Origin of the sequence: Faecalibacterium prausnitzii (assembly GCF_003287495.1) — a bacterium.
GTDB lineage: Bacteria > Bacillota > Clostridia > Oscillospirales > Ruminococcaceae > Faecalibacterium > Faecalibacterium prausnitzii_I.
This window is the reverse complement of record NZ_PRLE01000005.1, coordinates 148,203-173,371: the sequence shown is the minus strand read 5'-3', so window position 1 is coordinate 173,371 and position 25,169 is coordinate 148,203. Positions and strand designations below refer to the sequence as shown.

Sequence of the window (25,169 nt, the reverse complement as noted above, 5' to 3'; positions counted from 1 at the left end):
TTTACCATGCAGGCCGTTTTGTGGTATTCTGTTCTCAGTGCTCCATCTGCTTGCAGTAGTCCACGATGTGGTGGAACATCTGCTCCACGGCGGGGGCCATGGCGGTGGGCCGCTGGACGGCCAGGCCGACCACACGGTCTTCCTCCGGGTCGATGGGGTAAATTTTGATGTTGGCGGTGCACTGGCTCAGCAGCAGCCGGGGCATGATGGAAATGCCCAGGCCCGCCTCCACCATGGCGATGTTGGACTGGTCATCAATGACATGGCAGCGGCGCTCGGTGCTCAGGCCGTACTTTTTGAGGAACTGGCGCATCTCGGCGTCGGTGGCGTCCCACTGCACCACGAAATTCTGGCCATCCATCAGGGCGGGGGTCATCACGCCGTTTGGCGGCTCCGGCCAGTCGCCGGGGGTAATGCAGAGCAGCGGCTCCTTGAACAGCTCAGTGAGGGTAAATTCCTCCCGGCAGGTGGAGGAGAGGAACGCCAGGTCGATCTGACCCGTGCGCAGCCACTCCTTGACATCATCGTAAGTACCCTGATATACTTCCACTTCGATCTGCGGGTACTGGGCCATAAAGCCCTTGAGGATGCCCGGCAGCATCCCGGCGCAGACGGAGTTGAACGCGCCCAGCTTCACCTTGCCCTTTTCCAGGCCGTTGAGGCGGGCAATGCTCTGCTTCAGCGCCTCGTCGCTGTTGAGCACCGCCCGGATGGACGGATACAGCGAGGCACCGTAGCTGGTCATGGTCACGCCGTTCTTCCCGCGATTAAATAAGGTAAAGCCCAGCTCTGCCTCCATCACCGCGATGGCATGGCTGATGGCCGAGGGGGTCAGGTGCAGCTGCTGTGCCGCCTTGTTAAAGCTGCCCTGGCGGGCCACAGCATCAAAAATCTCATAAGAAAACAGCGTCATACCTCAATGCCTCCTTCCCGTTACTCGTTCGGAGACGCCCGATCTTCTGTGAATCTTTTTCATCTTGCTCTTGCTGGAGTTCAATTTTCTTTTTGAGTGTACTATCCCGCCCGGCCTTTGTCAAGCACCCAAGCGGAATTTTCCACAAAAAATAAGGACTTTCCTGCAACAGAAAGTCGAATCCACACTCTTTTGGAGGGTTGTTTATGGTTGTTCCCCAAACACAGCGCCCCGCGCTCAGCGGTACGGCCCTCAAGCGGCTGGCCCTTTGCAGTATGCTGCTGGACCATCTCGGCGCGTCCTGCCTGGAAGCTGGCGTCTTTTCCCGCCCGGGGCCCATTTCCGAGCCGCTGCTCACGCTGGATCTCTGCCTGCGGTGGGCCGGGCGGCTGGCGTTCCCCCTCTACTGCTTCTTGCTGGTGGAGGGCTTCCTGCACACCCACAGCCTCCGGCAGTACGCCGGGCGGATGCTGGCCTTTGCGCTGGTGAGCGAGCTTCCCTTTGACCTGGCCTTTTTCCACACGCTGATCTACCGGGGCCACCAGAACGTTTACTGGACGCTCTTTTTCGGGCTGTGCGCCTTGGGCTGTTTGCGGCATTGCGGGGAGCGGAGCGCCCCGGGCATTTTCAGCGCCCTGGCTCTGGCCGTGCTGGCGGAGCTCCTCCGCACGGATTACGGAGCCATCGGGGTGCTGCTCATCGTGGTCCTGTACATCACACGGGCCTCCCGGCCCCTGCAGTGCCTGTTCGGGGCCGTGGCCGTCTGCTATGAGCTGCCCGCGCCGCTGGCGTTCCTGCCCGTCTCTCTTTATAATGGTCAGCGGGGCCGCTGCTCCAGGGCCGAGCAATGGGTGTTTTACCTCTTTTACCCCGCCCACCTGGCCCTGCTGGCCGCCGTGACCAACCTGCTGCTCTGAAAACCCGATAAGAATGGAAAAAGCCCGGTGATTTCAAAGAATCATCGAGCTTTTTCTTGGCGGAGTAGGAGGGATTTGAACCCTCGCGCCGTTGTTTAGACGACCTACGCCCTTAGCAGGGGCGCCTCTTCGGCCTCTTGAGTACTACTCCAGAGCAAAGTGTGTTACACTTATTCAATAAAAAATGGCGGAGAGAGTGGGATTCGAACCCACGGTACGTTGCCGTACGGCAGTTTTCAAGACTGCTTCCTTAAACCACTCGGACATCTCTCCTCGTGGGCACTCGCACACGCCGTACCGAATGCCTATTTAATTTACCAGATTTCCGGCGGGCTGTCAAGGGTTAATTGAAAGTTTTTCGCCACTTCCCGCAGCTGACAACCTTTTTTTGGGGTGTGCGGAACTTTTCTCTTTACTCAAACATCTTTTTGTTGTATAATAAAACCACAAGTAAAATGCCACCGGAACAAAGGAGTGCACAACCATGTCGTTTTCAGAGCTTTTGAAGCAATGCCGCAAGCAGCAGGGCATGAGCCAGGCGGAACTGGCGTCCAAGCTGGGGGTCACCCAGCAGGCCGTCGGCAAGTGGGAAAGCGGCAAGTCCTCCCCGGACCCCACAACGGTCGCCCGCATTGCGGAGATCCTGAGCACCACGGCGGATTTTCTGCTGGGGCTGTACCGCCCGGTCGCCAGCAGCAACACGCCGGAGGAGCGGTTCTTTGGCAACTATGCCGAGAGCCTGATCCCGGTCATCGGGACCGTCAAAGCCGGGTACGGTGCCCTGGCCTTTGAGGAGGATTACGGGCAGGAGTATGCCCGGGTGAAAGACCCCTCCAACTATTTCTATCTCGTGGTCCGCGGTGACAGCATGGAGCCCCGCATCCAGGACGGCGACCTGGCACTGGTGCACAAGCAGGACACGCTGGAAAATGGCGACCTGGGCGTGCTGGTCTACGGCGACGAGGGCGAGGGCACCCTGAAGCGTTACCTCCAGCGGGGCAACTGCGTGGTGCTGCAGCCGTTCAACCCGGCCTACAACGAAATGGTCATCAAGGGCGAAGACCTCAACCGCCTGCACATCGCGGGCCGCGTGGTGGAAACCAAGGCGAAGTGGTAAAATTTTTGACCCCAAAAATCCAAAAGCCATTTGCAGAAGCTGCGTATGGCTTTCTTTTTTATCCCTTTTTCCGGGAGGCACCCCATGGAACAGTCTTTGATGGACAAACTCACGATCCTGGCCGACAGCGCCAAATACGATGTAGCCTGCACTTCCAGCGGGGCATCCCGCGCCGCGCGGGCCGGCAGCATCGGCAGCTGCTACGCACCGGGCTGCTGCCACGCCTTTACGGCGGATGGCCGCTGCGTGAGCCTTTTAAAGGTGCTGATGACCAACTGCTGCTCGTTCGATTGCAGCTACTGCGTCAACCGCAAGTCCAACGATCTGCCCCGGGCGACGTTCTCCCCCCGGGAGCTTGCCGAGCTGACCATGGAGTTTTACCGCCGCAACTACATTGAGGGGCTGTTTCTCTCCAGCGCCGTCCTCGTCAGCCCGGACTACACCACCGAGCGGATGCTCGCCGTCCTGCGGCTGCTGCGGGGGCAGTACCACTTCGGGGGCTACATCCATGCCAAAGCCATCCCGGGCACCAGCCCCGAGCTGCTGGAACAGCTGGGCTATCTGGCCGACCGCCTTTCGGTCAACATTGAGCTGCCCAGCGAGAAGAGCCTTTCCCTGCTGGCCCCGGACAAGGGGCGGCACTCCATTTTCCGGCCCATGAAGCAGATCGCTGTTTCCGGTGCCGCCAGCCGGGAGGAAGTGGCTGTTTCCCGCAAAGCGCCCCGGTTTGCTCCCGCCGGGCAGAGCACCCAGATGATCGTGGGGGCCTCCCCCGAAACGGACTACCACATTTTGCAGCTCACCGAGGGGTTATACCAGAAGTACAACTTAAAGCGTGTGTTCTACTCCGCCTATATCCCGGTGACGGAGGACACCCGCCTGCCCGCGCTGGACACCAAGCCCCCGCTGCTGCGGGAGCACCGGCTCTATCAGGCGGACTGGCTGCTCCGGTTCTACCAGTTCAAGGCCGACGAGATTTTAGATCAAAACAGCCCCAACTTCAACCCCTATCTGGACCCCAAATGCAACTGGGCCGTGCAGCACTACGGGCTGTTCCCCGTGGACGTCAACCGGGCCCCGTTTGAAATGCTGCTCCGGGTGCCGGGCATCGGCCCCAAGAGCGCCCGGCGCATCTGGCACGCCCGCAAGCAGGCTTCTCTGGGGCTGGACGAGCTCAGGCGGATGGGGGTCGTGCTCAAGCGGGCCCAGTATTTCATCACCTGCAACGGCTTTTCCGGGGCCCACCCGGGCCAGGGCAGTGCCGGGCGGGAGCGGATCACCCGGGCCCTCATCGACCCCAATGTATTCAGCGGCGGGGTGGAGCAGCTGAGCATGTTCTCCCCGCCTGCCGTGGACAAACTGGTGGCGCAGGGCGTGCCGCCCCGCGCCGCCCAGCGGATGATCCGGGAGGAGGCGGTACAATGTCTGGCCAGAGCGCTGTGACCCCGGCGGCCATCTCCCCTGCGCCCCGCAGGCTCCACGACGCCGACCTTGTTTACCTGTACGACGGCAGCTTTGAGGGCTTTCTCTGCTGCGTGTTCGAGAGCTTTCTCCAGCACGAGATCCCGTTTGCCATCTGGACGCCGGAGCGGGAGACGGCCACCCTCTACCCCATCCGGGAGATTGCTACCGACCACGCCAGAGCCCAGCGCGTTTTTGCCAGCTTCGGCAAAAAACTGGGGGCCGAAACGGAATCCCTCGTCACCCGGGATTTCCTCTCCGGGCGGGAGGACAAAGAGCTGCTGCTCCTGCGCTTTCTGCATCTGGCTTTCGCGCTGGGGCCGGGCACTGTCAAGCGGATGGGCCACCCGGACGTGGCCCCGCTCTACGAGATGAAAAAGAGCCTGGACTGGGAGGTGGACAAGTTCCAGGGCTTTGTCCGCTTTACCGAATACGACGGGATGCTGGGGGCCGTCATCCACCCCAAGAACTACATCCTGCCCCTGCTGCGGGGGCATTTTTGCGGGCGGTTCCCCGAAGAAAATTTCATGATCTATGACGCCGTGCATCAGGCGGTGCTGCTCTACCAAAACCATAAAGCCACCCTCACCGAGCTGGCCGCCCCGCTGGAGCTGCCCCCGCCCAGCGCCCGGGAGCAGGAGTTTCAGGCCCTGTGGAAGCAGTTTTACGATACGCTGGAGATCAAGGCCCGCCACAATGAAACCGGCCGGATGTCCCACTGCCCCAAGCGCTTCTGGCAGGATATGCCGGAGATGCAGGGCTGCTGACCCATTGATTTTTATTTACAATTCCGTCATAGGCCGATGGCTTGAGAAAACCGCCAACCTATGATATACTATCCCTGTCACTTGGCAGGTCTTCTGCCGCAAATGCCCTTTGCAAAGGGCCGAAATAAAGGAGTATTGTACAACTATGGTTCGCATTACTATGGAAGACGGCGGCATCATCGACATTGAGCTGAACGAGGAAGCCGCTCCCATCACCTGTGAGAATTTCAAGAAGCTGGTCAGCGAGGGCTTTTACAACGGTCTGACGTTCCACCGCGTCATCCCCGGCTTTATGATCCAGGGCGGCTGCCCGCTGGGCAACGGCACCGGCGGCCCGGGCTGGAACATCAAGGGTGAGTTTGCTGCCAACGGCGTCAACAACCCCATCAAGCACACCCGCGGCGTCATCAGCATGGCCCGCAGCATGAGCCCCAACAGCGCCGGCAGCCAGTTCTTCATCATGCACCAGGACGCACCCCACCTGGACGGCCAGTATGCCGCCTTTGGCAAGGTGGTGGCCGGCATGGATGTTGTGGATCAGATCGCCGCTGTCCGCACCGACTGGAACGATAAGCCCACCACCCCGGTCAAAATGAAGACCGTGGAGCTCATCGAGGGCTAAACCTGTGTTCTTCCCGCACACCGGGCTTTTCCGGCTGTGCGGTTTTTTGTTAAGGAGAATTGTCATGAAATACGATTTTACGTCCATTCTCGAACGCCACGGCAAAGATGCCATCGCCGTGGACGGCCTGGGCACCGGCTTTGCCCCCTCTGCCCCCAAGGAGGGCTTTGACGCCATCCCCATGTGGGTGGCGGACATGAACTTCCCGGTGGTGCCCACCATCCAGCAGGAGGTCATTGCCCGCGTCCAACACCCGGCATTCGGCTACTTTGACCCCAGCGACGAATACTACAACGCCATCCTCCAGTGGCAGGCCAGGCGCAACGGCGTGACCGGACTGGAAAAGCAGCACATCGGCTATGAGAACGGCGTGCTGGGCGGCGTGGTCAGCGCCCTGAACTGCGTCTGCTCCAGGGGCGACAAGGTGCTGGTGCACAGCCCCACTTACATCGGCTTTACCCGCTGCCTGGAAAACAACGGCTACGATATCGTCCACTCCTCGCTGGTGCAGGACGAGAACGGCGTGTGGCGGATGGACTTTGCCGACATGGAAAAACACCTGGCCGAGGAACACATCCATGCCGCGATTCTGTGCAGCCCCCACAATCCCTGCGGCCGTGTGTGGGAGCGCTGGGAGCTGGAAAAGGCCATGGAGCTGTTCAAAAAGTACAACGTCTATGTCGTCTCGGACGAGATCTGGTCCGACATCATCCTTTCCGGCCACAAACACATCCCCACCCAGTCCATCAGCGAGGATGCCCGCCAGCGCACTGCCGCCATGTATGCCCCCTCCAAGACATTCAACCTGGCCGGCCTCATCGGCAGCTACCATATCGTGTACAATGACTGGTGGCGGGACCGCATCAAAAAGGAGTCCAGCCTCTGCCACTACAACTCCATGAACGTCCTCTCCATGCACGCCCTCATTGGTGCCTACAAGCCCGAGGGCTATGAGTGGGCGGACGAGCTCCGCGAGGTATTGACCGGCAACGTGGATTTTGCCTGCGATTACATCGCCCAGCACTTTGAGGGTGTGAAAGTGGCCAAGCCCGAGGGCACTTACATGCTCTTTGTGGACTGCACCGACTGGTGCGCCGCCCACGGCAAGACCATCCGGGAAGTGGAACAGGCCTGCTGGGATGTGGGCGCTGCCGTGCAGGATGGCACCATGTTCCACGGTCCCTGCCACCTGCGGATGAATCTGGCCTCTCCCCGCTCCCGCATTGAGGAAGCCTTCCGCCGGATGGATCAGTATGTTTTTAACGCAAAGTAATTTTTAAGTTTCTCTATACAAAAAACGCCTCTGACATCCACCGTCAGAGGCGTTTTTTGTTTCGGAACTGGTTTTACTCGCCCAGCAGCATCAGGTAGTACAGCACCTCGATGACCAGCAGGACCGAGAGCTGGGAGGGAGCATGGTCGCCCTCAATGAGGCGCTGCTCCCGGTTGGAAGCCAGCAGGACATGATCCGCCTGCTGGGCCAGCGGCGAGTGCCGGGTGCTTGTGATGAGGAGGATGGCTGCCCCGTTTTCCCGGGCCAGCCGGGCCACCTCTTCCAGCGCAGGGTTCCGCCCGGTGCCGGAGATGACCAGCAGCAGGTCGTTCTTTGTCAAAGTCGCCGCAAAGGCACGGGTCTTTTCCGGGATGGCGCTGGCCACGCACCGCTTGCCCAGGCTGCCAAACTTGACCGAGGCTTCCAGCGCGATGCTCAGGTTATGGCTGGCAGCGGCCACTTCCACCACATGGGCCGCGTTCAGGCAGGCCAGCGCTGCCCGCAGCTGGTCCGCATCCAGCGCCTGCACCGTGGCCCGTACTTCTTCCTGTTTGTTGACGAGGAATTTTTGCAGGATGCTCCGCATCCGGTCCGGCTGAGCCGCCGCGTGGCTTTTTTCCGCCTCCTGCTGCTCCATCACATCCCGCGCAAGTGCCAGCTGGAACTTGCGGTAACTCTCAAAGCCGAGTTTGTGGCACAGCAGGGTCAAAGCGCTCATTGGGGTTTCGCCCATATCGCAATACCTCCTGGTGTGTGCTTGTTACACACGGATCGTTGCGTCAAGTTTAGCAGTTTCTGTGCTAAAAATCAATTTTTTGTGTCACATTTCCACAAATTCAGCAATTTGTATATTTTATTCCTCCAAATTTTTCAACGAAAAACTCCCCCTTGTACAGGGGGAGTGAATCTTTTTACGCGATCCAGCGGGCGCTGTTTTTCAGCAGCCCTCTTTTTCGGCCAGCTTCCGGCCCATGAGCACGCCCATGACGGAGGCCATCATCAGGCCGCGGGTCCAGCCGGAGGAGTCGCCCAGGCAGTGCAGGCCCTGAATGTTGGTGTCCAGGTTCTCGTCCATCTTGACCTTGTTGGAGTAGAACTTCAGCTCCGGGCTGTAGAGCAGGGTCTCGTTGGCGGCAAAACCGGGCACCACCATATCCAGCATCTTGATGAACTCAATGATGTTGGTCATGGCGCGGTAGGGCATGGCGGCGGTGATATCACCGGCCACAGCGTCTTTCAGGGTGGGCTTGACGTTGGATTGTGCCAGCTCTTTCTGCCAGGTGCGCTTGCCGTCCAGGATATCACCGTAGCGTTGGACCATAATATGGCCCGCGCCCAGCATGTTGGTCAGCTCGCCCACTTTCTGGGCGTAGGCGATGGGCTGGTTGAACGGCTCGGTGAAATTGTGGGAGACGAGGATGGCCAGGTTGGTGTTGGGGCTCTTCTTCTCCTTGAAACTGTGGCCGTTGACGACAGCCAGGTCGTTATCATAGTTTTCCTGTGCCACAAAGCCGCCGGGGTTCTGGCAGAACGTGCGGACCTTGTTCTTCCAGGGCTTGGGGTAGCCGATGAGCTTGGACTCATACAGCACCTTGTTCACTTTCTCCATGACTTCGTTGCGGCACTCCACGCGGACACCGATGTCCACGGTGCCGGGCTTGTGGGCAATGTGGTGCTCGGCGCAGATCTTCTCCAGCCAGTCAGCGCCACGGCGGCCCGTGCCGATGACGACGGTATCCGCGTAAACCGGATAGGCTTCCGTATCACGGGGTCCCTTGATGAGGACGCCCTTGCAGACCTCGTTTTCGAGGATGATGTTCTCGCACTCGGTGGAGAAGAGCATTTCCACGCCGTTGTCGGCCAGATGGTTCTGGATGGCCAGGTAGAGCTGCTGGGCTTTCTCGGTGCCCAGATGGCGGATGGGGCAGTCCACCAGCTTGAGGCCGGCATGGATGGCGTTCTTGCGGATCTCCTTGATCTCCTCGCCGGTGTAGATGCCCTCCACATGGGGGTCCGCGCCAAACTCCAGATAGATCTTATCGGTATAATCGATCAGCTCCTGGGCGAACTCCTCGCCGATGAGGGTGGGCAGGTCGCCGCCGACCTCATAGGAGAGGCTCAGTTTGCCGTCCGAGAACGCGCCGGCACCCGAGAAGCCGGTGGTGATGGCGCAGGTGGGGCGGCAGTTGACGCAGTGGCCCAGCTCTGCCTTGGGGCAGTGGCGTTTTTCCACCGGCTTGCCTTTTTCCACCAGCAGGATGTGCTTTTTGCTGCCGTGGCGCAGCAGCTCCACAGCGGTAAAAATACCGGCCGGGCCGGCACCCACAATGATCAGATCGTACTTTTCCATTTTCTTTTTATCCTTTTATTCGTTGATTTGTTCGTTGTCGTTCTCCTGCTCCACCTCGGCACTCTCGTCCACATGGTCGAGCTCCACGGCCGTGGCTTCGGCATCGGCACGGGCCACATCCGGGGCAATGACGCCGTCGCCGTTCAGATCCTGGCCGGTAACGGCCTCCAGCACCGACTGCGCCTCCGGGTGCAGCTTGACGAACCGCCGCACCGCCAGCATGGTGTACAGGGCACTCAGCAGGTTGAGGGCGCTCTCAATGATGAGGATCACGCCAATGGCCATCACCAGCGTTTCCATGGCCCCAAAGGGGTCCACGATCATCACAACGCCCAGCACCACGCTCAGCAGCGCCAGCAGGAGGAAGCCTTTCCAGCTGCCATAGCCGCAGCGGCGGAGCTCCAGCGCGTTCTGCACCCGGCCCAGGCTATCGAAGATGACGAACAGGCCGAACACGATGGGCAGGATGCGGACCACGATGTCGCTGCGCAGGATGAGGAAGCCGCCCAGCGCCAGACAGACCAGACCGGAGATCAGGGTGAGCTGACTCTGGAAAATGCCGCGCTCCACCAGAAAATAGCGCACCAGCTGGATCACGGCGCCCAGCAGCACCACGCCGCCCAGCGCGTAGCAGACCACGTTGAGGGCCGTACCGGGCACCATCAGCAGGAAAATGCCCAAAGCCAGGTAGAGCACGCTCATCACGATCAGGTTCCATTTCAGCTTTTTTCCCATATCATTCACGATCCTTTCGTCCGCAGGGGACTTATTTTGCTTTTGTTACGCGTTTTGCATGGGTGCAATGATGTTTTTGTTGATGCGTGCCATAAACACGAGGCTCAGCGTCGTGCTGACCACTTCCGCAATGAGGAACGCCCACCAGACCATATTCACGTTGCCGGTCCGGCTCAGCAGCCACGCCACCGGAATCAGCACCACCAGCTGGCGGCAGACCGAGATGATGAGGCTGTACACGCCGTTGCCCAACGCCTGGAACACCGAGCTCAGCACGATGCCGATGCCTGCCAGCAGGAAGTGGGGGCAGATGATCCGCAGTGCCGGGATGCCGATGGCCAGCATGGCGTCACTGGCGGCAAAGAGGTTCAGCAGCAGGCCGGGTGCAAACTGGAACACACAGAAGCCGATGAGCATGATGCACTCCGCGTAGGTGATGGCCAGCTTGATGGTCTTTTTGACGCGCCGCGGGTCCCGGGCACCATAGTTGTAGCTGATGATGGGCACCATCCCGTTGTTCAGGCCAAAGATGGGCATGAACACGAAGCTCTGCAGCTTGAAATAGACGCCGAACACCGCCACCGCCGTGGCCGAGAACGCCATGAGGATCTGGTTCATGAAGAACGTCATCACGCTGCCCACGCACTGCATGGCAATGCTGGGCAGGCCCACGACGTAGATCCGCCGGATGGCCTCGCCGTTGGGGCGGAAGCCCCGGAAGCTGATCTGGATGTCCGGGTTTTTCTTCAGGTTGAAGAAGATGGCCGCGCCCGCGCCGCAGAACTGGCCGATGACGGTAGCCACCGCGGCCCCCGTGGTGCCGGACAATGCCTCGCCGCAATAACCAAAGATGAAGATGGGGTCCAGCACGATGTTGACCACCGCGCCGATGAGCTGGCTGGTCATGCTGAGGTTGGTGCGGCCGGTGGCGGCCAGCAGCTTCTCGCCCATGGTCTGCAAAAACAGGCCAAGGCTGAACACACTGCACACCCGCAGATACCGGATGCCCTGCAGGGCAATGTCCGGGTCACTGGTCTGGGCGTAGAAATAGGGTTTCATGCAGGTAAGGCCGATGACAAAAAAGATCACATAGCTGCACAGGGCCAGAAAAATGCCGTTCTCGGCGGTCTTGTTGGCCCGCTCCTGATTCTTTTCACCCAGGCTTTTGGAGAGCAGGGCGTTGACGCCCACGCCCGTGCCCACACCCACGGCGATCATGACGTTCTGCAGCGAGAACGCCAGCGAAACAGCGGTCAGGGCGCTCTCGCTGACGTGGGACACGAAGATCGAGTCCACCACGTTGTACAGCGCCTGCACCAGCATGGACACCATCATGGGCACACTGAGCTTGACCAGCAGCGGGTTGATGTTCATAGTGCCCATGATGTTCTCACGGGCCGTTGCTTGTTGATTTTCTTCCACGTTGACTCCTTTTGACATTTGGGATGCTTGTTTCTTTACCGGAAACGTGGGCAGAGCGCTTGCGCGCCCCACCCACGAACCATCATTGTTTTTTACGTCCAGGACCGCCCGGTGTCCGGGCCTCAGCCCATGGTCTTCTCCTTGGCGGCCACGGCGTCCAGGATCATCTTCACGCAGGTCTCGCGGCCCAGCGCGGCGTTGATGGCCAGGTCGTAGTTGTGCGCGTCGCCCCAGCGGTTCTGGGTGTAGTAGTTGTAGTAGGCAGCACGGTTGCGGTCGGTCTTCTCGATTTCTTCCTTGATGCCTTTCTCGTCTTTCGCCTTGACAAGGGGGTCGGTCTTGGCCAGCTCACGCCGCCACTCCACCGGAGCATAGATGAAGACGCGCAGCACGTCCTTGCGCTCCCGCAGCACATAGTCGCCGCAGCGGCCCAGGATCACGCAGGGGCCCTCCTCGGCCAGCTGCTTGATGATCCGGCTCTGCAGGATGAAGACCTGATCGCCCAGAGGCAGATCGTTGCCCATGGTGTAGAGGCTGTACAGCAGGCTGTGGGTGTGGCGCTTTTCACTGGCCGCCACCGCCTCTTCGGACAGGCCGGAATGCTTGGCTGCCATGGTGATCAGCTCCTTATCGTAGAGCTTGATGCCCAGGGTGTTTGCCACATCCTCTGCGATGTAGTTGCCGCCGGTGCAGTACTCACGGCCAATCGTAATGATCGTCTTTGCCATAATGTATTCCTCCTATAGAAAAATTGGATTTTTCTCAAAAAGCGCTCGGCTCCGCCGGGGCAGCTGCTCCGGCGGCTTGCGCGGTGCTTTGAAGAACGGGTTCAGGCGGCGGGGGCGGCACCGGGAGCCGGACTTCGGCCACCCGCATCCTGCCGGTCTGGTCCACCGCGTACACGCTGTACCGCCCGCCCGCGGCCAGCTGCTCCGCGCTGAAGCGGATGCCGCCCTCAGCGGTTTTTTCCAGCCGTTTGAACGTCCGGTGGGCGGTGGTGGCATGGGCTATCCCATCGTGGCGGCTGGCCGCCAGCCAGCCGGAAAATTCCTCGGGCAGAAGGTCTTTCTGGCCCCGCTGCACGAACGTGTACACGCCGGGCTCTCCCGTCTTTTCCAGCTCGCACAGGATGCGGCGGGGGCGGTCGGCTTCCACGTCCCGGGGCTTGCCCCGCAGGGCGATGGCCCGGCCCGTGAAGTAGCGCAGGAAATCGGTAACGGCCATGGTGCAGTTCACGGCTCCATCCGTGTCCGCCGTGGGGTCATTGAGGAGGACAAAATCCGCCAGCACGGCGTCATCGTGCCCGAAGCCCCGCAGGCCCATCCAGACCCCGACGGAGTCCCGCTGGCCCCGCACCCGGCGCTCCACCCGGACGGCTACCGAACAGCCGTCGTGGATCTGGGCCCGGAGGTCTTTCAGGTCCATCCAGGCCTGCCAGCAGGGGTAGCCGCAGCAGCCTGCCGCGGCCGCGGCGAACGCGCCGTTGCCGGTGCTGCCGGTGGCCTTATCCTCCATCACATAGGCCACCTCCTCGGGGAGGATGTCCTCGCCGAAGCGGTTCATGAGGGCGGCCATCACCAGCGGCAGGTCCATCTCCCGGCCAAAGCTGGGGTCGTGGGCGCTGAGGCAGTATTCCGGCAGGTAGAGCCGCCGGTTGATGGGGTGGCCCTCCTGTTTTTCCCAGGTCACGGGCCGCACGGCAGCGGCCAGCAGCCGGAGGGCCGGGGTGACTTTATCGTCGTTGGAGGAGAGGTTGACCTGCAATTGCACGCCGGTGCCGCCGCCGGGGGTTGCCACCGTGACCGTGTCCCCCATCAGGAAGACCATGCCGTCCTCGCTCTGGGCGTTGACGCTGCACCGGGGGTAATCCGGGGCCCACTTGCCAAAGCTCATCCAGCCCGTCCAGGCGTTGCCTGCATACACGCGGCAGCGCACCTCCACCATGGTGTTGTGGGGAGCGTGGGCGTTCCAGCTCACGTTCAGGTTGCAGAACGCGGGCATGGCAAACTCCGGCGTGGTGTAGCTGCCGTACTGCAGGTAGCGGCCCGCCGCGCTGTCCAGCACGATGCTGCCGCTCTCCAGCGCCACGTTATCCAGCTGCCCGCGGGAGAATGTCTCGGTGCCCTGCAGCACCAGATTGTTCCGCTGCTCCATGGCTCCTGCTCCCCTTTCTGCCGCAGCAAATTTTCAGTGGATGAAATTACTCTTCGTCTTCGCCCCGCTCGGCGGCCAGCTCTGCTTCAAGCTCGGCGTCGTGGAGCTTTTGGATCTTCTCTTCAATGTGGAACACCCGGTCCAGGTCGCCATACACGATCTGGCAGCAGACTTCCACCTGGAACCAGAAGCCAAACACCAGCATGAGCAGCAGGCCCAGCGGCATACAGAGGATGACAAGGCCCCAGAACAGGATGGTAACGACCGACGCCGCCAGCGCGTGGGGCAGGAACGCGATCATGCAGTTGACGCTGTTTTTCAACGTCTGGAACAACGGCTGATCCAGCAGCACCACCTGCGGCCACAGATAGGAGAACAGCATGTGGAACAGCAGCAGGTTGAGCACCGTTGCCACCCACATGGGCACGCCCACATTGGTGCCGTGGTAGAGCATGTTGAAGCAGAAATACACAAAGAAGATCTGCACCGTGACCACCACGCAGTAAAGCACGCCCGGCAGGATGCTGGCCTTGAAATTGCGCTTGAATGCCTTGCGGTAGGTCGTCCACCAGTAACCGGCCTCATCACGCAGGGCGCGCAGAACGGTATCGTACATGCCGGCCAGCGCCGGGCCCGCCAGAATGCCGCCCGCAGCGGCACTGACCAGCATCACGGGGAGGCTGTTCATCAGAAAGCCGATGTAGACCAGGCAGATGACCGGGAGAAAGCCCAGGCAGGTGAGCAGGTTTGCAAGGAACATGCTGCTCATATCGCGGCCCACCAGCTCGAAGAAACGGCCTACGCCGGTCTTGCGGGGGGCGTCTTTCTCCACGCCCGGCCCCGCTTTGAAATCATTTGCAGAGGGGAATAAACTCATGTGTCGTTCCGGTTCCTTTCCTGCTGCCCGGCGGACAGCGTCTGGCAGGCACCGGCGTTTCTCTCTGGAAGCGCCATTGTGCTACCTTTGTAGTTATAACTATACCCGGATTTTGTGGATTTTGCAAGCTGCAAAGGCTAGGATTTGTAAAAAAAGTATTTTCTCTCCCTTTTTACGGAAAAGTGTGTTACAATAAACTGGGATTTTTATAGCCCATTCCCATTGAAAGGAGCATCTCTCATGAGCATTTTCCGCACCATTGCAATGTTCCTCTATCTTTTTGGATACATGATCGTCCACTACAATATCCTCCGCCGGGGCGAGCGCGCGCTGGCCGCAGGCGACATGGACACGGTGGAGCAGATCGTCAACAAGCACATCCCCCACTGGAGCCGGCAGATCCTGCACATCACAGGGGTCCAGCTGCTGGTGGAGGGGCTGGACAACATCCCCAAAGACACTGCCTGTGTGTTTGTGGGCAACCACCGCAGCTACTATGATATCCCCCTGCTGCTGGCCGGGCTGGACCGGCCCCACGGCATCCTGGCCAAGGAGGAGCTGGGGAAGATCCCCCTGCTCAACCGCTGGATGAAGCTGCTGGGCTGCGTGTTCGTCCAGCGGGACGACGTGCGCGCCTCCGTCCGGGCCCTGAACGACGCCACCGCCATCGTGGAGAGCGGCAAGAGCTTTGTCATCTTCCCCGAGGGCACCCGCTACAAGGGCGAAGAGGGCGGCGCCGGCGAGTTCAAGCAGGGCGCGTTCCGCATCGCGGTCAAGACAGGCGCTCCCGTGGTGCCGGTGGCCATCACCGGGGCACGGGCCCTGTTTGAGAACAACGGCAACCTCTGCCACCCGGGCACGGTACGCATCAAGGTGCTGCCCCCCATCCAGACCGCAGGCATGAGCCGCGCTGAGCAGAAACAGCTGCCCGACGCCGTCCGCCAGACCATTCTGGCTGAATTATAAGGAGCTTTATGGCAAGCTATCGTTACGAGCGCGACATCGACCCCAGGGAGCTGGCCCCCCGCAAAGAGCGGCAGTACACCCGGAAAGAAAAGTGGACCAACTGGTGGGATTATAACCTCAAGTGGGTCATCCTCATCGGCATTGCCGTGGCCTTTGTGGCTTACAACTTCATCGGACAGTATTTCTTTGTGCCCAAGCCCGATTACAACATCGCCGTGGTGGCCCCCTACTACCTGCCCGACGACACCGTGACGGCCCTGCAGACGGCTCTTGCCCGGTACGGCGAGGACCGCAACGGCGACGGCAAGGTGCTGGTGACACTGAACGTCTACACGCTGGACTACAGCGACGAGGATCCTCAGACCGAGAGCGCCGCCTACCTGACCATGGCGGGCACCACCAAGCTGGCCACTGACGTGCAGGGCGGCCTGAGCTCCATTTTTCTCCTCTACGACCCCGCCGGGTTCGAGGACAGCACCGGCACCCTGCGGTATCTGGACGGCAGCCTGCCCGCCCCGGACAGCGACGACGACTGGTGGAACATGGTGTACAAGTGGACGGACTGCCCCGTGCTGGCCGGGCTGGACCTGGGCGAGTACCGGGCCGACACCACCCACGCCCAGGGCGGCGACAGCCAGCAGTACCTCTCCGATTTTTACATCGGGATGCGGGGTGCCTGGAACACCGCCACGGCGGAGAACCTCGCCGGCGGCGAGGAGCTCTGGCAGGCGTTGACCGCCGGGGCTGTCTCCACCCTGAGGGAGGGCTGAGCCATGCGGTTCCGTCTCATCCGCCGGGGCACGGCGGCACACTCCGCCGTGCCGGAAAAGCCCGCGCCCGCGGCCCCCGGCACCCCCGCCCCGCCCAAAGCTTCGGATCTCGACAATCCCTACGGGCGGTACTACGGCACGGCCCGCAAGCGGGAAGATCTGCGCAAATGAACCATAAAAGTCTCTCATCCTGCCGGGTGAGAGGCTTTTCCTTTATAATTTTATTCGCTTTATTCCCTCCGCGTTTGAAAAATTATCCGCTTTGAAAGCGCTGGGCTTTTGTTGTTTCTCCATCCGGGTTATGGTATACTAATCAAGTATTCTCATAAATCACAGAACAAAGGATGTGGATTCCCCATGGACGCACTGGACAAAGCACGCGCGGAGATCGACGCGGTGGACGCGCAGCTGGCGGCGCTGTTTGAGCGCCGGATGGCCGCGGTGCTGGCCGTTGCCGCGTACAAAAAGGCCCACGGCCTGCCCATCTTTGACGCCGCGCGGGAGGCGGTAGTGCTGGACAAAGCCGCCGCCCGCATTCAGGAGCCCGCTCTGCGCCCCTACTACCGGGACCATGTCCAGAACATGATGGACGTTGCCAAGCAGTACGAGGCCGCGGTGCTGGGCCGCAACCGCGCCGCCTATCAGGGCGTGGAGGGAGCCTTTTCCCACATCGCGCTCAAAGCGCTCTTCCCCCATGCCGAGGCCATCAGCTACCCCACCTGGGACGAAGTGTTTGACGCCGTGGAGCGGGGCGACGCCTCCCACGGCGTGGTGCCGTTTGAAAACAGCCACGCGGGCGATGTTTCCGCCGTGCTGGACCTGTGCTACAACCACCCGGACCTCTGGGTGGTGGATGTCTACGACCTGCCCGTCTCCCAGAACCTGCTGGTGCTGCCCGGCACCCAGCTCAACGAGCTGAAGATGGTGTACAGCCACCAGCAGGCCATTGCCCAGAGCGAGACGTTCCTGCGGCAGTTCCACCTGCCCGCCACGGCCATGCCCAACACCGCCATGGCGGCCAAATTTGTGGCTGACGGCGGCGACCGCGGCCTTGCCGCCATTGCCAGCGTGGAAACAGCGGCCCTGTACGGGCTGGAGGTGCTGGTGCCCAGCATCAACACCGACGGCGACAACACCACCCGCTTCGTCGTGCTGAGCAAAGAGAAGCCCACGGCGGGCAACCGGTTCTCCCTGCTGTTCACCGTGGACAACAAGCCCGGCAAGCTGGCCGAGGTCATCCAGATCATCGGTGCCAGCGGCTACGATATGGAGTCCATCAAGAGCCGCCCGCTGCCCCATGTCCCCTTTGATTATTACTTTTATGTGGAGCTGGTGGGCGACCCCACCGCCGACGAGACCGCCGCGCTGCTGCGCGAGCTGGATCATACCTGCCGCACCGTGCGGCTGTTAGGAGTGTACACAAAATGAGCGAATTTATCGGAACCAAGCTCACCATGAACCTGGGCGAGCGCAGCTATGATATCATTTTAAAGAGCGGCGCGCTGGAAAACCTGTACCAGTTCGCCCGGCTGGACCGCCGGGTGGCCGTCGTCACCGACAGCGGCGTGCCTGCCCAGTACGCCCAGCGGGTGGCCGACCAGTGCAAGGACGCCAAGATCATCACCGTGCCCCAGGGCGAGGGAAGCAAGAGCTTTAAAATTCTGGAGACCGTCCTGCGCCAGATGCTGGAATTCAATATGGGCCGGGGCGACCTGGTCATCGCCGTGGGCGGCGGTGTCGTGGGCGACCTGGCAGGCTTTGCGGCCTCCATCTACATGCGCGGCATTGATTTCATCAACTGCCCCACCACCACCCTCTCCATGATCGATTCCTCCATTGGCGGCAAGACCGCCGTGGACCTGGGCGACACCAAAAACATCGTGGGCGCTTTCTGGCAGCCCAAACTGGTCATCGTGGACCCGGAGACGCTGTCCACCCTGCCCCGCCGCCACTACATCAACGGCCTGGCCGAGGCCGTCAAGGCCAGCCTGTTGGCCGACCCGGAGCTGTTTTCCATCTTTGAAAAAGGCGATGTGGACGCGCGGATCGGCGAGATCATCTACCGCAGCCTCCGCTTCAAAAAGAACATCGTGGAGCAGGACGAGCAGGAGCACGGGATGCGCAAAGCCCTCAATTTCGGCCACACCATCGGCCACGGCATTGAGGCCGTCAAGGGCATCAAGGGCCGCCGCACCGTGGGCCTGTTCCACGGCGAGTGCGTGGCACTGGGCATGCTGCCCATGATCGAATCCAAAGCCCTGCAGAAGCGGGTGCGGGCCGTTTACCGCCGCCTGGGCCTCCCGCTGCGCACCACCTACAACAAAGAAAAAGTCCTGGCCGAGATGCTGCACGATAAAAAGGCGCAGGGCGGCCAGATCACCATCATCAAGGTCCCCGGCCTTGGCTGCTGGCGGGCCGAGACCATCCCGGTAGAGGGCCTGCGCCCCCTGCTGGGCATGGAGGAATAAGCCCATGAAAAACACTTACGGCAGCGCGCTGGCGCTGACCATTTTCGGCGAGAGCCATGGTGCCGCCATCGGCGCGGTGCTGGACGGCATGGCGGCAGGCGTCCCCGTGGACGAGGCCCGCGTTGCCGCCTGCATGGACAAGCGCCGGGCCCGGGGCGACGGTCTTTCCACCGCCCGGGTGGAGGCCGATCAGGTCCAGTTTCTTTCGGGCGTGGTCAACGGCCACACCACCGGCACGGCCATTGCCCTGATGATCGAGAACCAGAACACCCGCAGCGGTGATTACGCCAAGACCGCCGACCTGCTCCGCCCCGGCCACGCCGATTATACGGCCTACGCCAAATACCACGGCTTTCAGGACGCCCGGGGCGGCGGACACTTCTCCGGCCGCGTCACTGCCGCGCTGGTGGCGGGCGGTGCCATCGTGCTGGACGCCCTGAGCCGGGCGGGCATTGATATTTCCACCCATATTGCCCGGTGTGCGGGCATCTCCGATACGCCTTTCGCGCTGGATGACCCCGCCGCATTGGCCGCTCAGGCAGAAGCACTGGTGGGCAAGCCGGAGGGCTTTGCCCTGCTGGACACCACCGTGGAAGAACCCATGAAAGCCGCCATCCGGGCCGCCGGTGCCGACGGCGACAGCGTGGGCGGCATTTTGGAGACCGCCATCCTCGGCCTGCCGGCAGGCCTGGGCGAACCCTATTTTGACAGCGTGGAGAGCCTGCTGGCCCATGCGGCATTCTCCATCCCGGCCGTCAAGGGCATCGAGTTTGGCACCGGCTTTGGCTTTGCGGACCTGCGCGGCTCCGCCGCCAACGACGCGTTCCGGATGGACGAGGTCGGCCGGGTCGTCACCCGGACCAACCACAACGCGGGCCTCAACGGCGGCATCTCCAACGGGATGCCCGTGGTCTTCCGCACCGTGGTCAAACCCACGCCCAGCATCTACAAACAGCAGGACACGGTCGATTATGTCGCCCGCAAGAATGCAACGCTCTCCATCCAGGGCCGCCATGACCCCTGCATCGTGCCCCGGGCCGCCATCGTGCAGACCTGCACCGCCGCTTTGGTGGTGGGCGACCTGATGACCACCCGATATGGCACGGCATGGATGGAGCGGCCCACCAGTTACCGCAGGGAGGAATCGTAATGGAATATGGACTCATCGGCGGCAGACTTGGACACTCTTACTCCAAGCTCATCCATGAAATGCTCTGCGGCTACCGGTACGACCTGTGCCCCCTGCCCACGGAGGCGGATGCCCGGGCGTTCCTGGAAAAGCGGGCGTTCAAGGCCATCAACGTGACCCTGCCCTATAAGCGGTTGGTCATGGAATACTGCTCCTTCATCGACCCCCGGGCCAAGGCCATCGGGGCCGTGAACACCGTCGTCAATCACAACGGTCTGCTCTACGGCTATAACACCGATTACCTGGGCTTTGCCCACCTGTGCGCGGCCCATGGCGTCGATTTCACGGGCCGCACGGTCCTGATCCTGGGCACCGGCGGCACCCACAACACCACCAGCGCGGTGGCCAGGGACAAAGGCGCAGCCAGGATCCTGACCGTCAGCCGGAAGCCCGACCCCGCCAAGGGTGAGCTCTCCTACGAGGAAGCTGTCCACAGCGGGGCGCAAATCGTCATCAACACCACACCCGCGGGCATGTACCCGAATGTCGGTACCTGCAATCTGGACATTGCCGCTATGCCGGGCCTTGAAGCCGTGCTGGACGTGGTCTATAACCCCGAAAAGACCGAGATCATCCTCCGGGCCGAGGAAGCCGGGGTCCCGGTGGCCGCCAGCGGCCTGGAAATGCTGGTGGCACAGGCCGTGTACGCGGCGGAGTATTTCCTCGACCGCAAGTTTGAGGATGCCCCGGCGGAAATTTCCCGCGTCACGGCGGCCATCCGGCGGGATACGCTCAATGTCGTCCTCATCGGGATGCCCTCCTCCGGCAAATCCACCATCGGGCGGATGCTGGCCGAAAAGCTGGGCAAGCGCTTTCTTGATCTCGACGACGAGGTGGTCAAGGCCGACGGCCGCACCATCCCGGAGATCTTTGCCGCCGAGGGCGAGGACAGCTTCCGCCGGAAAGAGACGGAGCAGACCGCCCGGTTTGCCAAAGAGGGGCGGCAGCTGCTCTCCTGCGGGGGCGGCGTCATCAAGCGGCCGGAGAACATCCGGCTGCTGCGCCAGAACGGCGTCATCCTCTTTTTGGACCGCCCGCTGGAAGCGCTGACCGTGGGCGGCGGCAGGCCGCTCTCCTCCAGCACCGACGCCCTCCGTGCCATGTACACCGAGCGCAGGCCGCTGTATCTGGCGGCAGCGGACGCCGTTGTGCCCAACCATACTACCGTCACGGACGCGGTGAACGCGGCCATGGAGGCTCTGGATGAAATTTTTGATCATTAACGGCCCTAACCTCAACCTGATGCACTTTACCGAGCCGGGCGTGGCCGGGCAGATCGACTACAACGCCCTGCTGGATTATCTGGAAGTCTGCTGCCAGCAGATGGACATTCAGGTGGAGTTTTTCCAGTCCAACCACGAGGGCGACCTCATCGACGAGATCCAGTCCGCCGCAGGCCGGGCGGACGGCATCGTCATCAACCCGGGCGGCTATGCCCACTACAGCGTGGCCATTCTGGACGCGCTGCGGGTCTGCGGCGTGCCCGCCGTGGAGGTCATGCTCAGCGAGCCGGACAGCCACGAGCCGTTCCGCCAGACGGACGTGGTCTCCTTTGGCTGTCAGGGCCATTTTATCGGGGAGGGCATCAGCGGCTATCTGCACGCCTGCGCCTACCTCGTCCAGCTGCTCCGCATCGACGGCAGCGGGCACACTCACTTGGTGATGTAGCCCTCTCAGGCGCTGGCCAGCGAGCGCGAGACGGAGCGGTTTTCAACGATTCAAAAAGAAGGGACGTAAATTCAATGATTATTTCCACCAAAAAAGGCACCCCGAAAATAGAGCTTGAGAAGATCGTCGATAAATTTGAGAAGCAGGGCCTTGATGTTACCCTCATCACTGGCAAGGACTACAATGTCTTTGGTCTGGTGGGCGACACCACCAAGATCGATGAGCGGGACGTGCTGGCCAACCCCTGGATCGACAATGTCACCCGCGTGTCTGCCCCCTACAAGCGCGCCAACCGCTTGTTCCACCCCGCCGATTCCGTCATCGACTGCGGCGGCGTGAAGATCGGCGGCAAGGAGAAGATCGCCGTCATGGCAGGCCCCTGCAGCATTGAGGGCGAGGAGCAGGCCCTGCGCATCGCCCAGTCCGTCAAGGCCGGCGGTGCCACGCTCTTCCGCGGCGGCGCTTACAAGCCCCGCACCTCTCCCTACTCGTTCCAGGGTCTGGAAACCGAGGGCATCCTCGACATGGTCAAGGCCCGCGAGGCCACCGGAATGCCCATCGTTTCCGAGCTGATGAGCGAGGACCGCATCCCCGAGTTTGAGGAGTATGTGGACGTGGTGCAGATCGGTGCCCGCAACATGCAGAACTTCCAGCTGCTGAAAGCCGTTGGCAAGATGCACAAGCCCGTGCTGCTCAAGCGCGGCCTGTGCAACACCATCGAGGAGTGGATCATGTCCGCTGAGTACATCATGGCCGGCGGCAACGAGAACGTCATCCTCTGCGAGCGCGGCATCCGCACCTTTGAGAAGTACACCCGCAACACGCTGGACCTCTCCGCTGTGCCCATCATCCACGAGAAGACTCACCTGCCTGTCATCGTAGACCCCAGCCACGCCACCGGCAAATCCAACCTGGTGGAGCCCATGATGATCGCGGCCGTGGCCGCCGGTGCCGACGGCCTGGAAGTGGAAGTCCACTACGACCCCGCCCACGCATGGAGTGACGGTGCCCAGTGCCTGACTCCGGACGCCTTTGCGCAGGCCATGGCAAAGTGCCGCCAGGTGGCATGGGCCATTGGCCGGGAGATGTAATAAACCTCTCAGTCATTGCTTCGCAATGCCAGCTCCCCTAACAGGGGAGCCCTTGGCATGTCGGGTCACAACTTCGCCACCCGTAAGGCGGTGGGCCCTGCGCTCAAGGGCAGAAAGGTGAAACCATGCTTGTAACGATATCTCCCCCCGCCCGCATCGGCGGCACGGTGTCCGCACCTCCCAGCAAGAGCATGGCCCACCGGGCCGTGCTCTGCTCCGCGCTGGCCAAGGGCACCTCTCACATTGAAAATCTCGAGTTCAGCAAGGATATCTCGGCCACGCTGGCCGCTGCCGGGCAGCTCTGCGCCCGGGTGGAATCCGGTCCCGCCGACGTCCTTGTGGAGGGACTGGGGCATTTCCGCCCCGTGTTCGGCCCGGTGGACTGCTGCGAGAGCGGCAGCACCCTGCGGTTCCTCATCCCTCTGGCAAGCCTTACCGGGCAGTCCATCACCTTTGTGGGCCGCGGGCGGCTGATGGAACGGCCTCAATCTGTATACGAAACGTTATATCGAGAGCAGAATCTCCATTTCGAGCAGGCAAACGGGCAGCTGACCGTGGCCGGAAGCCTGCGCAGCGGGGAGTACACGCTGGCGGGCAATGTGTCCAGCCAGTTCATCAGCGGGCTGCTGTTCGCCCTGCCCCTGCTGGCCGGGGACAGCACCCTGCACCTCATCCCGCCGGTGGAGAGCCGCAGCTACATTGAGATGACCCGGGCCGCGCAGGCGGCATTCGGCGTCACCAGCCATTGGCTGGACGACACCACCCTCTGCATCCCGGGCGGGCAGCAGTACCACCCCCGCGATTACATCGTGGAGGGCGATTACAGCCAGGCAGCGTTCCTCGCCGTGCTGGGGGCCGTCAAGGGCGGCATCACCCTTACCGGGCTGGCCGCCGAGACCCTGCAGGGCGACGCGGCCATTCTGGACATCCTGCGCCGCTGCGGGGCAAAGTTCACGCGGACCGAGGCAGGGCTTGTGTTCGAGCAGGCCCCGCTCCACGGCGTGGACATTGACCTGGCCGACTGCCCCGACCTGGGCCCTGTGCTGATGGTTCTGGGCCTGCTGTGTGAGGGGACGACCGTGATCCGGAACGCCGAGCGGCTCCGCATCAAAGAGAGCGACCGCATCGCGGCCATGGAGGCCGAGCTGCGGGCCTGCGGCGGCGTTCTTTCCAGTGAGGGCGGTACGATCACGGTGCAGGGCTGCAAACCGCAGCTCCATGCCCCGGAGGCCCCCCTCAGCGGCCACAACGACCACCGGGTGGTCATGAGCCTGACGGTGCTGGCGCTGGCGGCGGACATCCCGCTGGCCATCAACGAGGCCGAAGCCGTGCAGAAGAGCTGGCCCCATTTCTTTGACGCCCTCAAACCGCTGGGCGTGGAGGTACACTATGCTGGATAAATCCAAACGCTATCTCATCGTAGGCCTGGGCCTGCTGGGCGGCAAGTACGCCCTGGAGCTCACCCGGGCAGGCTACACCGTGGACGGCATCAACCGCAGCGAGGGTCACTTGCAGTTTGCCCTTGACCACGGCTATATCCGCAGCGGCAAGACCCACGATTTTGAGGACCTGGTGCAAAGCGCTGACCACATCATTTTCGCGCTTTACCCCACCGCCCTGATCGAGTGGTTCAAAACTTACGGCTCCCTGCTCAAACCCGGCTGCATCTTCACCGATGTCTCGGGCGTCAAAACCGGGCTGGTGGAGCCCATCCAGGCCCTGTGCCCGGACGGCGTGGAATTCATCGCCAGCCACCCCATGGCGGGCCGGGAGACTTCCAGCGTGGAGCATGCCGCCGAGGTCAACTTTGCCCCGGCCAACTTCATCATTACCCCGACGGAAAAGAACACCCCGGAGGCCGTCCAGTGGGCCAGAGAGCTGGCGGAAGTGCTGGGCTTCAAGCACATCTGCACCCTGACGGTGCAGGAGCACGACAAGATGATCGGCTATGTGAGCCAGCTCTGCCACGCCATCGCCGTCAGCCTGATGTGCGCCAACGACAACACTTCCCTGTGTGAGTACACCGGCGACTCGTTCCGCGACCTGACCCGCATTGCCCGGATCAACGATAAAATGTGGGCGGAGCTCTTCCTCTGGAACAAGGAGAATCTGATCGCGGAGATCGACCAGTTTGACGCCGCGCTGTCCCAGATGCGGAACGCGCTGGTGGCCAACGACCGGGACAAACTGGAAGAGATGTTCCGCCTTTCCACCCAGCGCCGCGCCGCGTTCGACAAAAAGGCTCCGTAAATCTCTCCGTCACCGCTTCGCGGTGCCAGCCGTTCCCCTTTCGGCACTTGCGTCCCACCTCCCCCGGCCAGGGGGAGATGTCGCGAAGCGACAGAGGGAGGATGGCCCTTGGCAGGCCGGGAAAGTTTGCTCAAAACGCATGGGTTTATTCTGTTGTAA

At 61.8% G+C, this 25,169-nt stretch carries 25 protein-coding genes and 2 tRNA genes; 17 read left to right on the top strand and 10 right to left on the bottom strand.

Annotated features, from left to right (window positions below):
• Positions 1-34: 34 nt before the first annotated feature.
• Positions 35-913: a LysR family transcriptional regulator gene (locus tag C4N22_RS10120; protein ID WP_112148886.1), complete on the bottom strand. Its 879-nt coding sequence runs from the start codon at positions 911-913 to the stop codon at positions 35-37.
• Positions 914-1,119: 206 nt separating this feature from the next.
• Between C4N22_RS10120 and C4N22_RS10115 the strand changes: the two genes are divergently transcribed.
• Positions 1,120-1,830, top strand: coding sequence for a TraX family protein (locus C4N22_RS10115; protein ID WP_112148885.1), 711 nt, complete (start codon positions 1,120-1,122; stop codon positions 1,828-1,830).
• Between the two features lie 57 nt (positions 1,831-1,887).
• Here the strand turns inward: C4N22_RS10115 and C4N22_RS10110 are convergent.
• Positions 1,888-1,981 (bottom strand) — tRNA-Ser (locus tag C4N22_RS10110).
• Between the two features lie 34 nt (positions 1,982-2,015).
• A tRNA-Ser gene (locus C4N22_RS10105) sits at positions 2,016-2,103 on the bottom strand.
• A gap of 211 nt (positions 2,104-2,314) precedes the next feature.
• Here C4N22_RS10105 and C4N22_RS10100 point away from each other — a divergent pair.
• The 5 genes from C4N22_RS10100 (at position 2,315) to C4N22_RS10080 (ending at position 7,070) form a co-directional block, all read left to right on the top strand.
• Positions 2,315-2,947 (top strand): LexA family protein, encoded by a 633-nt coding sequence (locus C4N22_RS10100; RefSeq protein ID WP_022257824.1) that lies wholly within the window; start codon positions 2,315-2,317, stop codon positions 2,945-2,947.
• A gap of 84 nt (positions 2,948-3,031) precedes the next feature.
• A complete protein-coding gene (locus C4N22_RS10095) occupies positions 3,032-4,390 on the top strand; it encodes a putative DNA modification/repair radical SAM protein (protein WP_112148884.1) in 1,359 nt (452 codons plus the stop codon).
• Entirely contained in the window at positions 4,369-5,175 is an 807-nt protein-coding gene (locus tag C4N22_RS10090) for a TIGR03915 family putative DNA repair protein (RefSeq protein ID WP_112148883.1), read from the top strand. The genes C4N22_RS10095 and C4N22_RS10090 overlap by 22 nt, the downstream gene beginning before the upstream one ends.
• Before the next feature lie 145 nt (positions 5,176-5,320).
• A complete protein-coding gene (locus tag C4N22_RS10085; RefSeq protein ID WP_022257827.1) occupies positions 5,321-5,797 on the top strand; it encodes a peptidylprolyl isomerase in 477 nt (158 codons plus the stop codon).
• 64 nt (positions 5,798-5,861) lie between these two features.
• Entirely contained in the window at positions 5,862-7,070 is a 1,209-nt protein-coding gene (locus C4N22_RS10080) for a MalY/PatB family protein (RefSeq protein WP_112148882.1), read from the top strand.
• A 73-nt stretch (positions 7,071-7,143) separates the two neighbouring features.
• Here the strand turns inward: C4N22_RS10080 and C4N22_RS10075 are convergent, their stop codons facing one another.
• The 7 genes from C4N22_RS10075 to C4N22_RS10045 all read right to left on the bottom strand — a co-directional run bounded on the left by C4N22_RS10075 (position 7,144) and on the right by C4N22_RS10045 (position 14,608).
• Positions 7,144-7,803, bottom strand: coding sequence for a MurR/RpiR family transcriptional regulator (locus C4N22_RS10075; RefSeq protein WP_112148881.1), 660 nt, complete (start codon positions 7,801-7,803; stop codon positions 7,144-7,146).
• Positions 7,804-8,007: 204 nt separating this feature from the next.
• Positions 8,008-9,420, bottom strand: coding sequence for an NAD(P)/FAD-dependent oxidoreductase (locus C4N22_RS10070; RefSeq protein ID WP_112148880.1), 1,413 nt, complete (start codon positions 9,418-9,420; stop codon positions 8,008-8,010).
• Between the two features lie 15 nt (positions 9,421-9,435).
• On the bottom strand, positions 9,436-10,155 hold the full coding sequence (locus C4N22_RS10065) for an HdeD family acid-resistance protein (RefSeq protein WP_112148879.1): 720 nt from the start codon (positions 10,153-10,155) through the stop codon (positions 9,436-9,438).
• A 45-nt stretch (positions 10,156-10,200) separates the two neighbouring features.
• Positions 10,201-11,595, bottom strand: a complete 1,395-nt coding sequence (locus C4N22_RS10060) for an MATE family efflux transporter (protein ID WP_112148878.1) — start codon at positions 11,593-11,595, stop codon at positions 10,201-10,203.
• 104 nt (positions 11,596-11,699) lie between these two features.
• The gene (locus C4N22_RS10055; protein ID WP_022257833.1) at positions 11,700-12,305 is read right to left on the bottom strand and encodes an AAA family ATPase; all 606 of its coding nucleotides are present in this window, start codon (positions 12,303-12,305) and stop codon (positions 11,700-11,702) included.
• A 34-nt stretch (positions 12,306-12,339) separates the two neighbouring features.
• On the bottom strand, positions 12,340-13,731 hold the full coding sequence (locus C4N22_RS10050) for a hypothetical protein (protein ID WP_112148877.1): 1,392 nt from the start codon (positions 13,729-13,731) through the stop codon (positions 12,340-12,342).
• A 46-nt stretch (positions 13,732-13,777) separates the two neighbouring features.
• The gene (locus tag C4N22_RS10045; RefSeq protein WP_112148876.1) at positions 13,778-14,608 is read right to left on the bottom strand and encodes a DUF624 domain-containing protein; all 831 of its coding nucleotides are present in this window, start codon (positions 14,606-14,608) and stop codon (positions 13,778-13,780) included.
• Between the two features lie 240 nt (positions 14,609-14,848).
• On the opposite strand from C4N22_RS10045, the gene C4N22_RS10040 reads away from it, so the two are divergent.
• The 11 genes from C4N22_RS10040 (at position 14,849) to C4N22_RS09995 (ending at position 25,010) form a co-directional block, all read left to right on the top strand.
• A complete protein-coding gene (locus C4N22_RS10040) occupies positions 14,849-15,574 on the top strand; it encodes a lysophospholipid acyltransferase family protein (protein WP_112148875.1) in 726 nt (241 codons plus the stop codon).
• Between the two features lie 8 nt (positions 15,575-15,582).
• Positions 15,583-16,344 (top strand): hypothetical protein, encoded by a 762-nt coding sequence (locus C4N22_RS10035; protein WP_112148874.1) that lies wholly within the window; start codon positions 15,583-15,585, stop codon positions 16,342-16,344.
• A 3-nt stretch (positions 16,345-16,347) separates the two neighbouring features.
• Positions 16,348-16,515 (top strand): hypothetical protein, encoded by a 168-nt coding sequence (locus tag C4N22_RS12935; protein WP_022257837.1) that lies wholly within the window; start codon positions 16,348-16,350, stop codon positions 16,513-16,515.
• 186 nt (positions 16,516-16,701) lie between these two features.
• Positions 16,702-17,772 carry a bifunctional chorismate mutase/prephenate dehydratase gene (locus tag C4N22_RS10030; RefSeq protein WP_112148873.1) on the top strand — a complete coding sequence of 357 codons (1,071 nt, stop codon included), beginning with the start codon at positions 16,702-16,704 and terminating at the stop codon, positions 17,770-17,772.
• Complete coding sequence (aroB, locus tag C4N22_RS10025; RefSeq protein ID WP_112148872.1) at positions 17,769-18,812, top strand: 3-dehydroquinate synthase; 1,044 nt, start codon at positions 17,769-17,771, stop codon at positions 18,810-18,812. Before C4N22_RS10030 ends, aroB begins: the two co-directional genes overlap by 4 nt.
• A gap of 4 nt (positions 18,813-18,816) precedes the next feature.
• Complete coding sequence (gene aroC, locus C4N22_RS10020; RefSeq protein ID WP_112148871.1) at positions 18,817-19,962, top strand: chorismate synthase; 1,146 nt, start codon at positions 18,817-18,819, stop codon at positions 19,960-19,962.
• Positions 19,962-21,224, top strand: coding sequence for a shikimate kinase (locus C4N22_RS10015; RefSeq protein WP_112148870.1), 1,263 nt, complete (start codon positions 19,962-19,964; stop codon positions 21,222-21,224). The genes aroC and C4N22_RS10015 overlap by 1 nt, the downstream gene beginning before the upstream one ends.
• Positions 21,205-21,669: a type II 3-dehydroquinate dehydratase gene (locus C4N22_RS10010; RefSeq protein ID WP_022257842.1), complete on the top strand. Its 465-nt coding sequence runs from the start codon at positions 21,205-21,207 to the stop codon at positions 21,667-21,669. Before C4N22_RS10015 ends, C4N22_RS10010 begins: the two co-directional genes overlap by 20 nt.
• A 74-nt stretch (positions 21,670-21,743) precedes the next feature.
• The gene (gene aroF, locus C4N22_RS10005; protein ID WP_112148869.1) at positions 21,744-22,760 is read left to right on the top strand and encodes a 3-deoxy-7-phosphoheptulonate synthase; all 1,017 of its coding nucleotides are present in this window, start codon (positions 21,744-21,746) and stop codon (positions 22,758-22,760) included.
• A 125-nt stretch (positions 22,761-22,885) separates the two neighbouring features.
• Positions 22,886-24,160, top strand: a complete 1,275-nt coding sequence (gene aroA, locus C4N22_RS10000; protein ID WP_112148868.1) for a 3-phosphoshikimate 1-carboxyvinyltransferase — start codon at positions 22,886-22,888, stop codon at positions 24,158-24,160.
• A complete protein-coding gene (locus C4N22_RS09995; RefSeq protein ID WP_112148867.1) occupies positions 24,150-25,010 on the top strand; it encodes a prephenate dehydrogenase in 861 nt (286 codons plus the stop codon). Before aroA ends, C4N22_RS09995 begins: the two co-directional genes overlap by 11 nt.
• The last annotated feature ends 159 nt before the right edge of the window (positions 25,011-25,169 follow it).

What these genes read in the sequence shown, in the direction of transcription:
- C4N22_RS10085 (WP_022257827.1), top strand. Translation starts at nt 5,321, where the DNA reads ATGGTTCGCATTACTATGGAAGACGGCGGCATCATCGACATTGAGCTG.
- C4N22_RS10065 (WP_112148879.1), bottom strand. Translation starts at nt 10,155, where the DNA reads ATGGGAAAAAAGCTGAAATGGAACCTGATCGTGATGAGCGTGCTCTAC.
- C4N22_RS10070 (WP_112148880.1), bottom strand. Translation starts at nt 9,420, where the DNA reads ATGGAAAAGTACGATCTGATCATTGTGGGTGCCGGCCCGGCCGGTATT.
- C4N22_RS10010 (WP_022257842.1), top strand. Translation starts at nt 21,205, where the DNA reads ATGAAATTTTTGATCATTAACGGCCCTAACCTCAACCTGATGCACTTT.
- C4N22_RS10030 (WP_112148873.1), top strand. Translation starts at nt 16,702, where the DNA reads ATGGACGCACTGGACAAAGCACGCGCGGAGATCGACGCGGTGGACGCG.
- aroC (WP_112148871.1), top strand. Translation starts at nt 18,817, where the DNA reads ATGAAAAACACTTACGGCAGCGCGCTGGCGCTGACCATTTTCGGCGAG.
- C4N22_RS10090 (WP_112148883.1), top strand. Translation starts at nt 4,369, where the DNA reads ATGTCTGGCCAGAGCGCTGTGACCCCGGCGGCCATCTCCCCTGCGCCC.
- C4N22_RS10120 (WP_112148886.1), bottom strand. Translation starts at nt 913, where the DNA reads ATGACGCTGTTTTCTTATGAGATTTTTGATGCTGTGGCCCGCCAGGGC.
- C4N22_RS10100 (WP_022257824.1), top strand. Translation starts at nt 2,315, where the DNA reads ATGTCGTTTTCAGAGCTTTTGAAGCAATGCCGCAAGCAGCAGGGCATG.
- aroF (WP_112148869.1), top strand. Translation starts at nt 21,744, where the DNA reads ATGATTATTTCCACCAAAAAAGGCACCCCGAAAATAGAGCTTGAGAAG.
- C4N22_RS10080 (WP_112148882.1), top strand. Translation starts at nt 5,862, where the DNA reads ATGAAATACGATTTTACGTCCATTCTCGAACGCCACGGCAAAGATGCC.
- C4N22_RS10095 (WP_112148884.1), top strand. Translation starts at nt 3,032, where the DNA reads ATGGAACAGTCTTTGATGGACAAACTCACGATCCTGGCCGACAGCGCC.
- C4N22_RS10055 (WP_022257833.1), bottom strand. Translation starts at nt 12,305, where the DNA reads ATGGCAAAGACGATCATTACGATTGGCCGTGAGTACTGCACCGGCGGC.
- aroB (WP_112148872.1), top strand. Translation starts at nt 17,769, where the DNA reads ATGAGCGAATTTATCGGAACCAAGCTCACCATGAACCTGGGCGAGCGC.
- C4N22_RS10075 (WP_112148881.1), bottom strand. Translation starts at nt 7,803, where the DNA reads ATGGGCGAAACCCCAATGAGCGCTTTGACCCTGCTGTGCCACAAACTC.
- C4N22_RS10050 (WP_112148877.1), bottom strand. Translation starts at nt 13,731, where the DNA reads ATGGAGCAGCGGAACAATCTGGTGCTGCAGGGCACCGAGACATTCTCC.
- C4N22_RS12935 (WP_022257837.1), top strand. Translation starts at nt 16,348, where the DNA reads ATGCGGTTCCGTCTCATCCGCCGGGGCACGGCGGCACACTCCGCCGTG.
- C4N22_RS10045 (WP_112148876.1), bottom strand. Translation starts at nt 14,608, where the DNA reads ATGAGTTTATTCCCCTCTGCAAATGATTTCAAAGCGGGGCCGGGCGTG.
- C4N22_RS10015 (WP_112148870.1), top strand. Translation starts at nt 19,962, where the DNA reads ATGGAATATGGACTCATCGGCGGCAGACTTGGACACTCTTACTCCAAG.
- C4N22_RS10035 (WP_112148874.1), top strand. Translation starts at nt 15,583, where the DNA reads ATGGCAAGCTATCGTTACGAGCGCGACATCGACCCCAGGGAGCTGGCC.
- C4N22_RS10060 (WP_112148878.1), bottom strand. Translation starts at nt 11,595, where the DNA reads ATGTCAAAAGGAGTCAACGTGGAAGAAAATCAACAAGCAACGGCCCGT.
- C4N22_RS09995 (WP_112148867.1), top strand. Translation starts at nt 24,150, where the DNA reads ATGCTGGATAAATCCAAACGCTATCTCATCGTAGGCCTGGGCCTGCTG.
- C4N22_RS10040 (WP_112148875.1), top strand. Translation starts at nt 14,849, where the DNA reads ATGAGCATTTTCCGCACCATTGCAATGTTCCTCTATCTTTTTGGATAC.
- aroA (WP_112148868.1), top strand. Translation starts at nt 22,886, where the DNA reads ATGCTTGTAACGATATCTCCCCCCGCCCGCATCGGCGGCACGGTGTCC.
- C4N22_RS10115 (WP_112148885.1), top strand. Translation starts at nt 1,120, where the DNA reads ATGGTTGTTCCCCAAACACAGCGCCCCGCGCTCAGCGGTACGGCCCTC.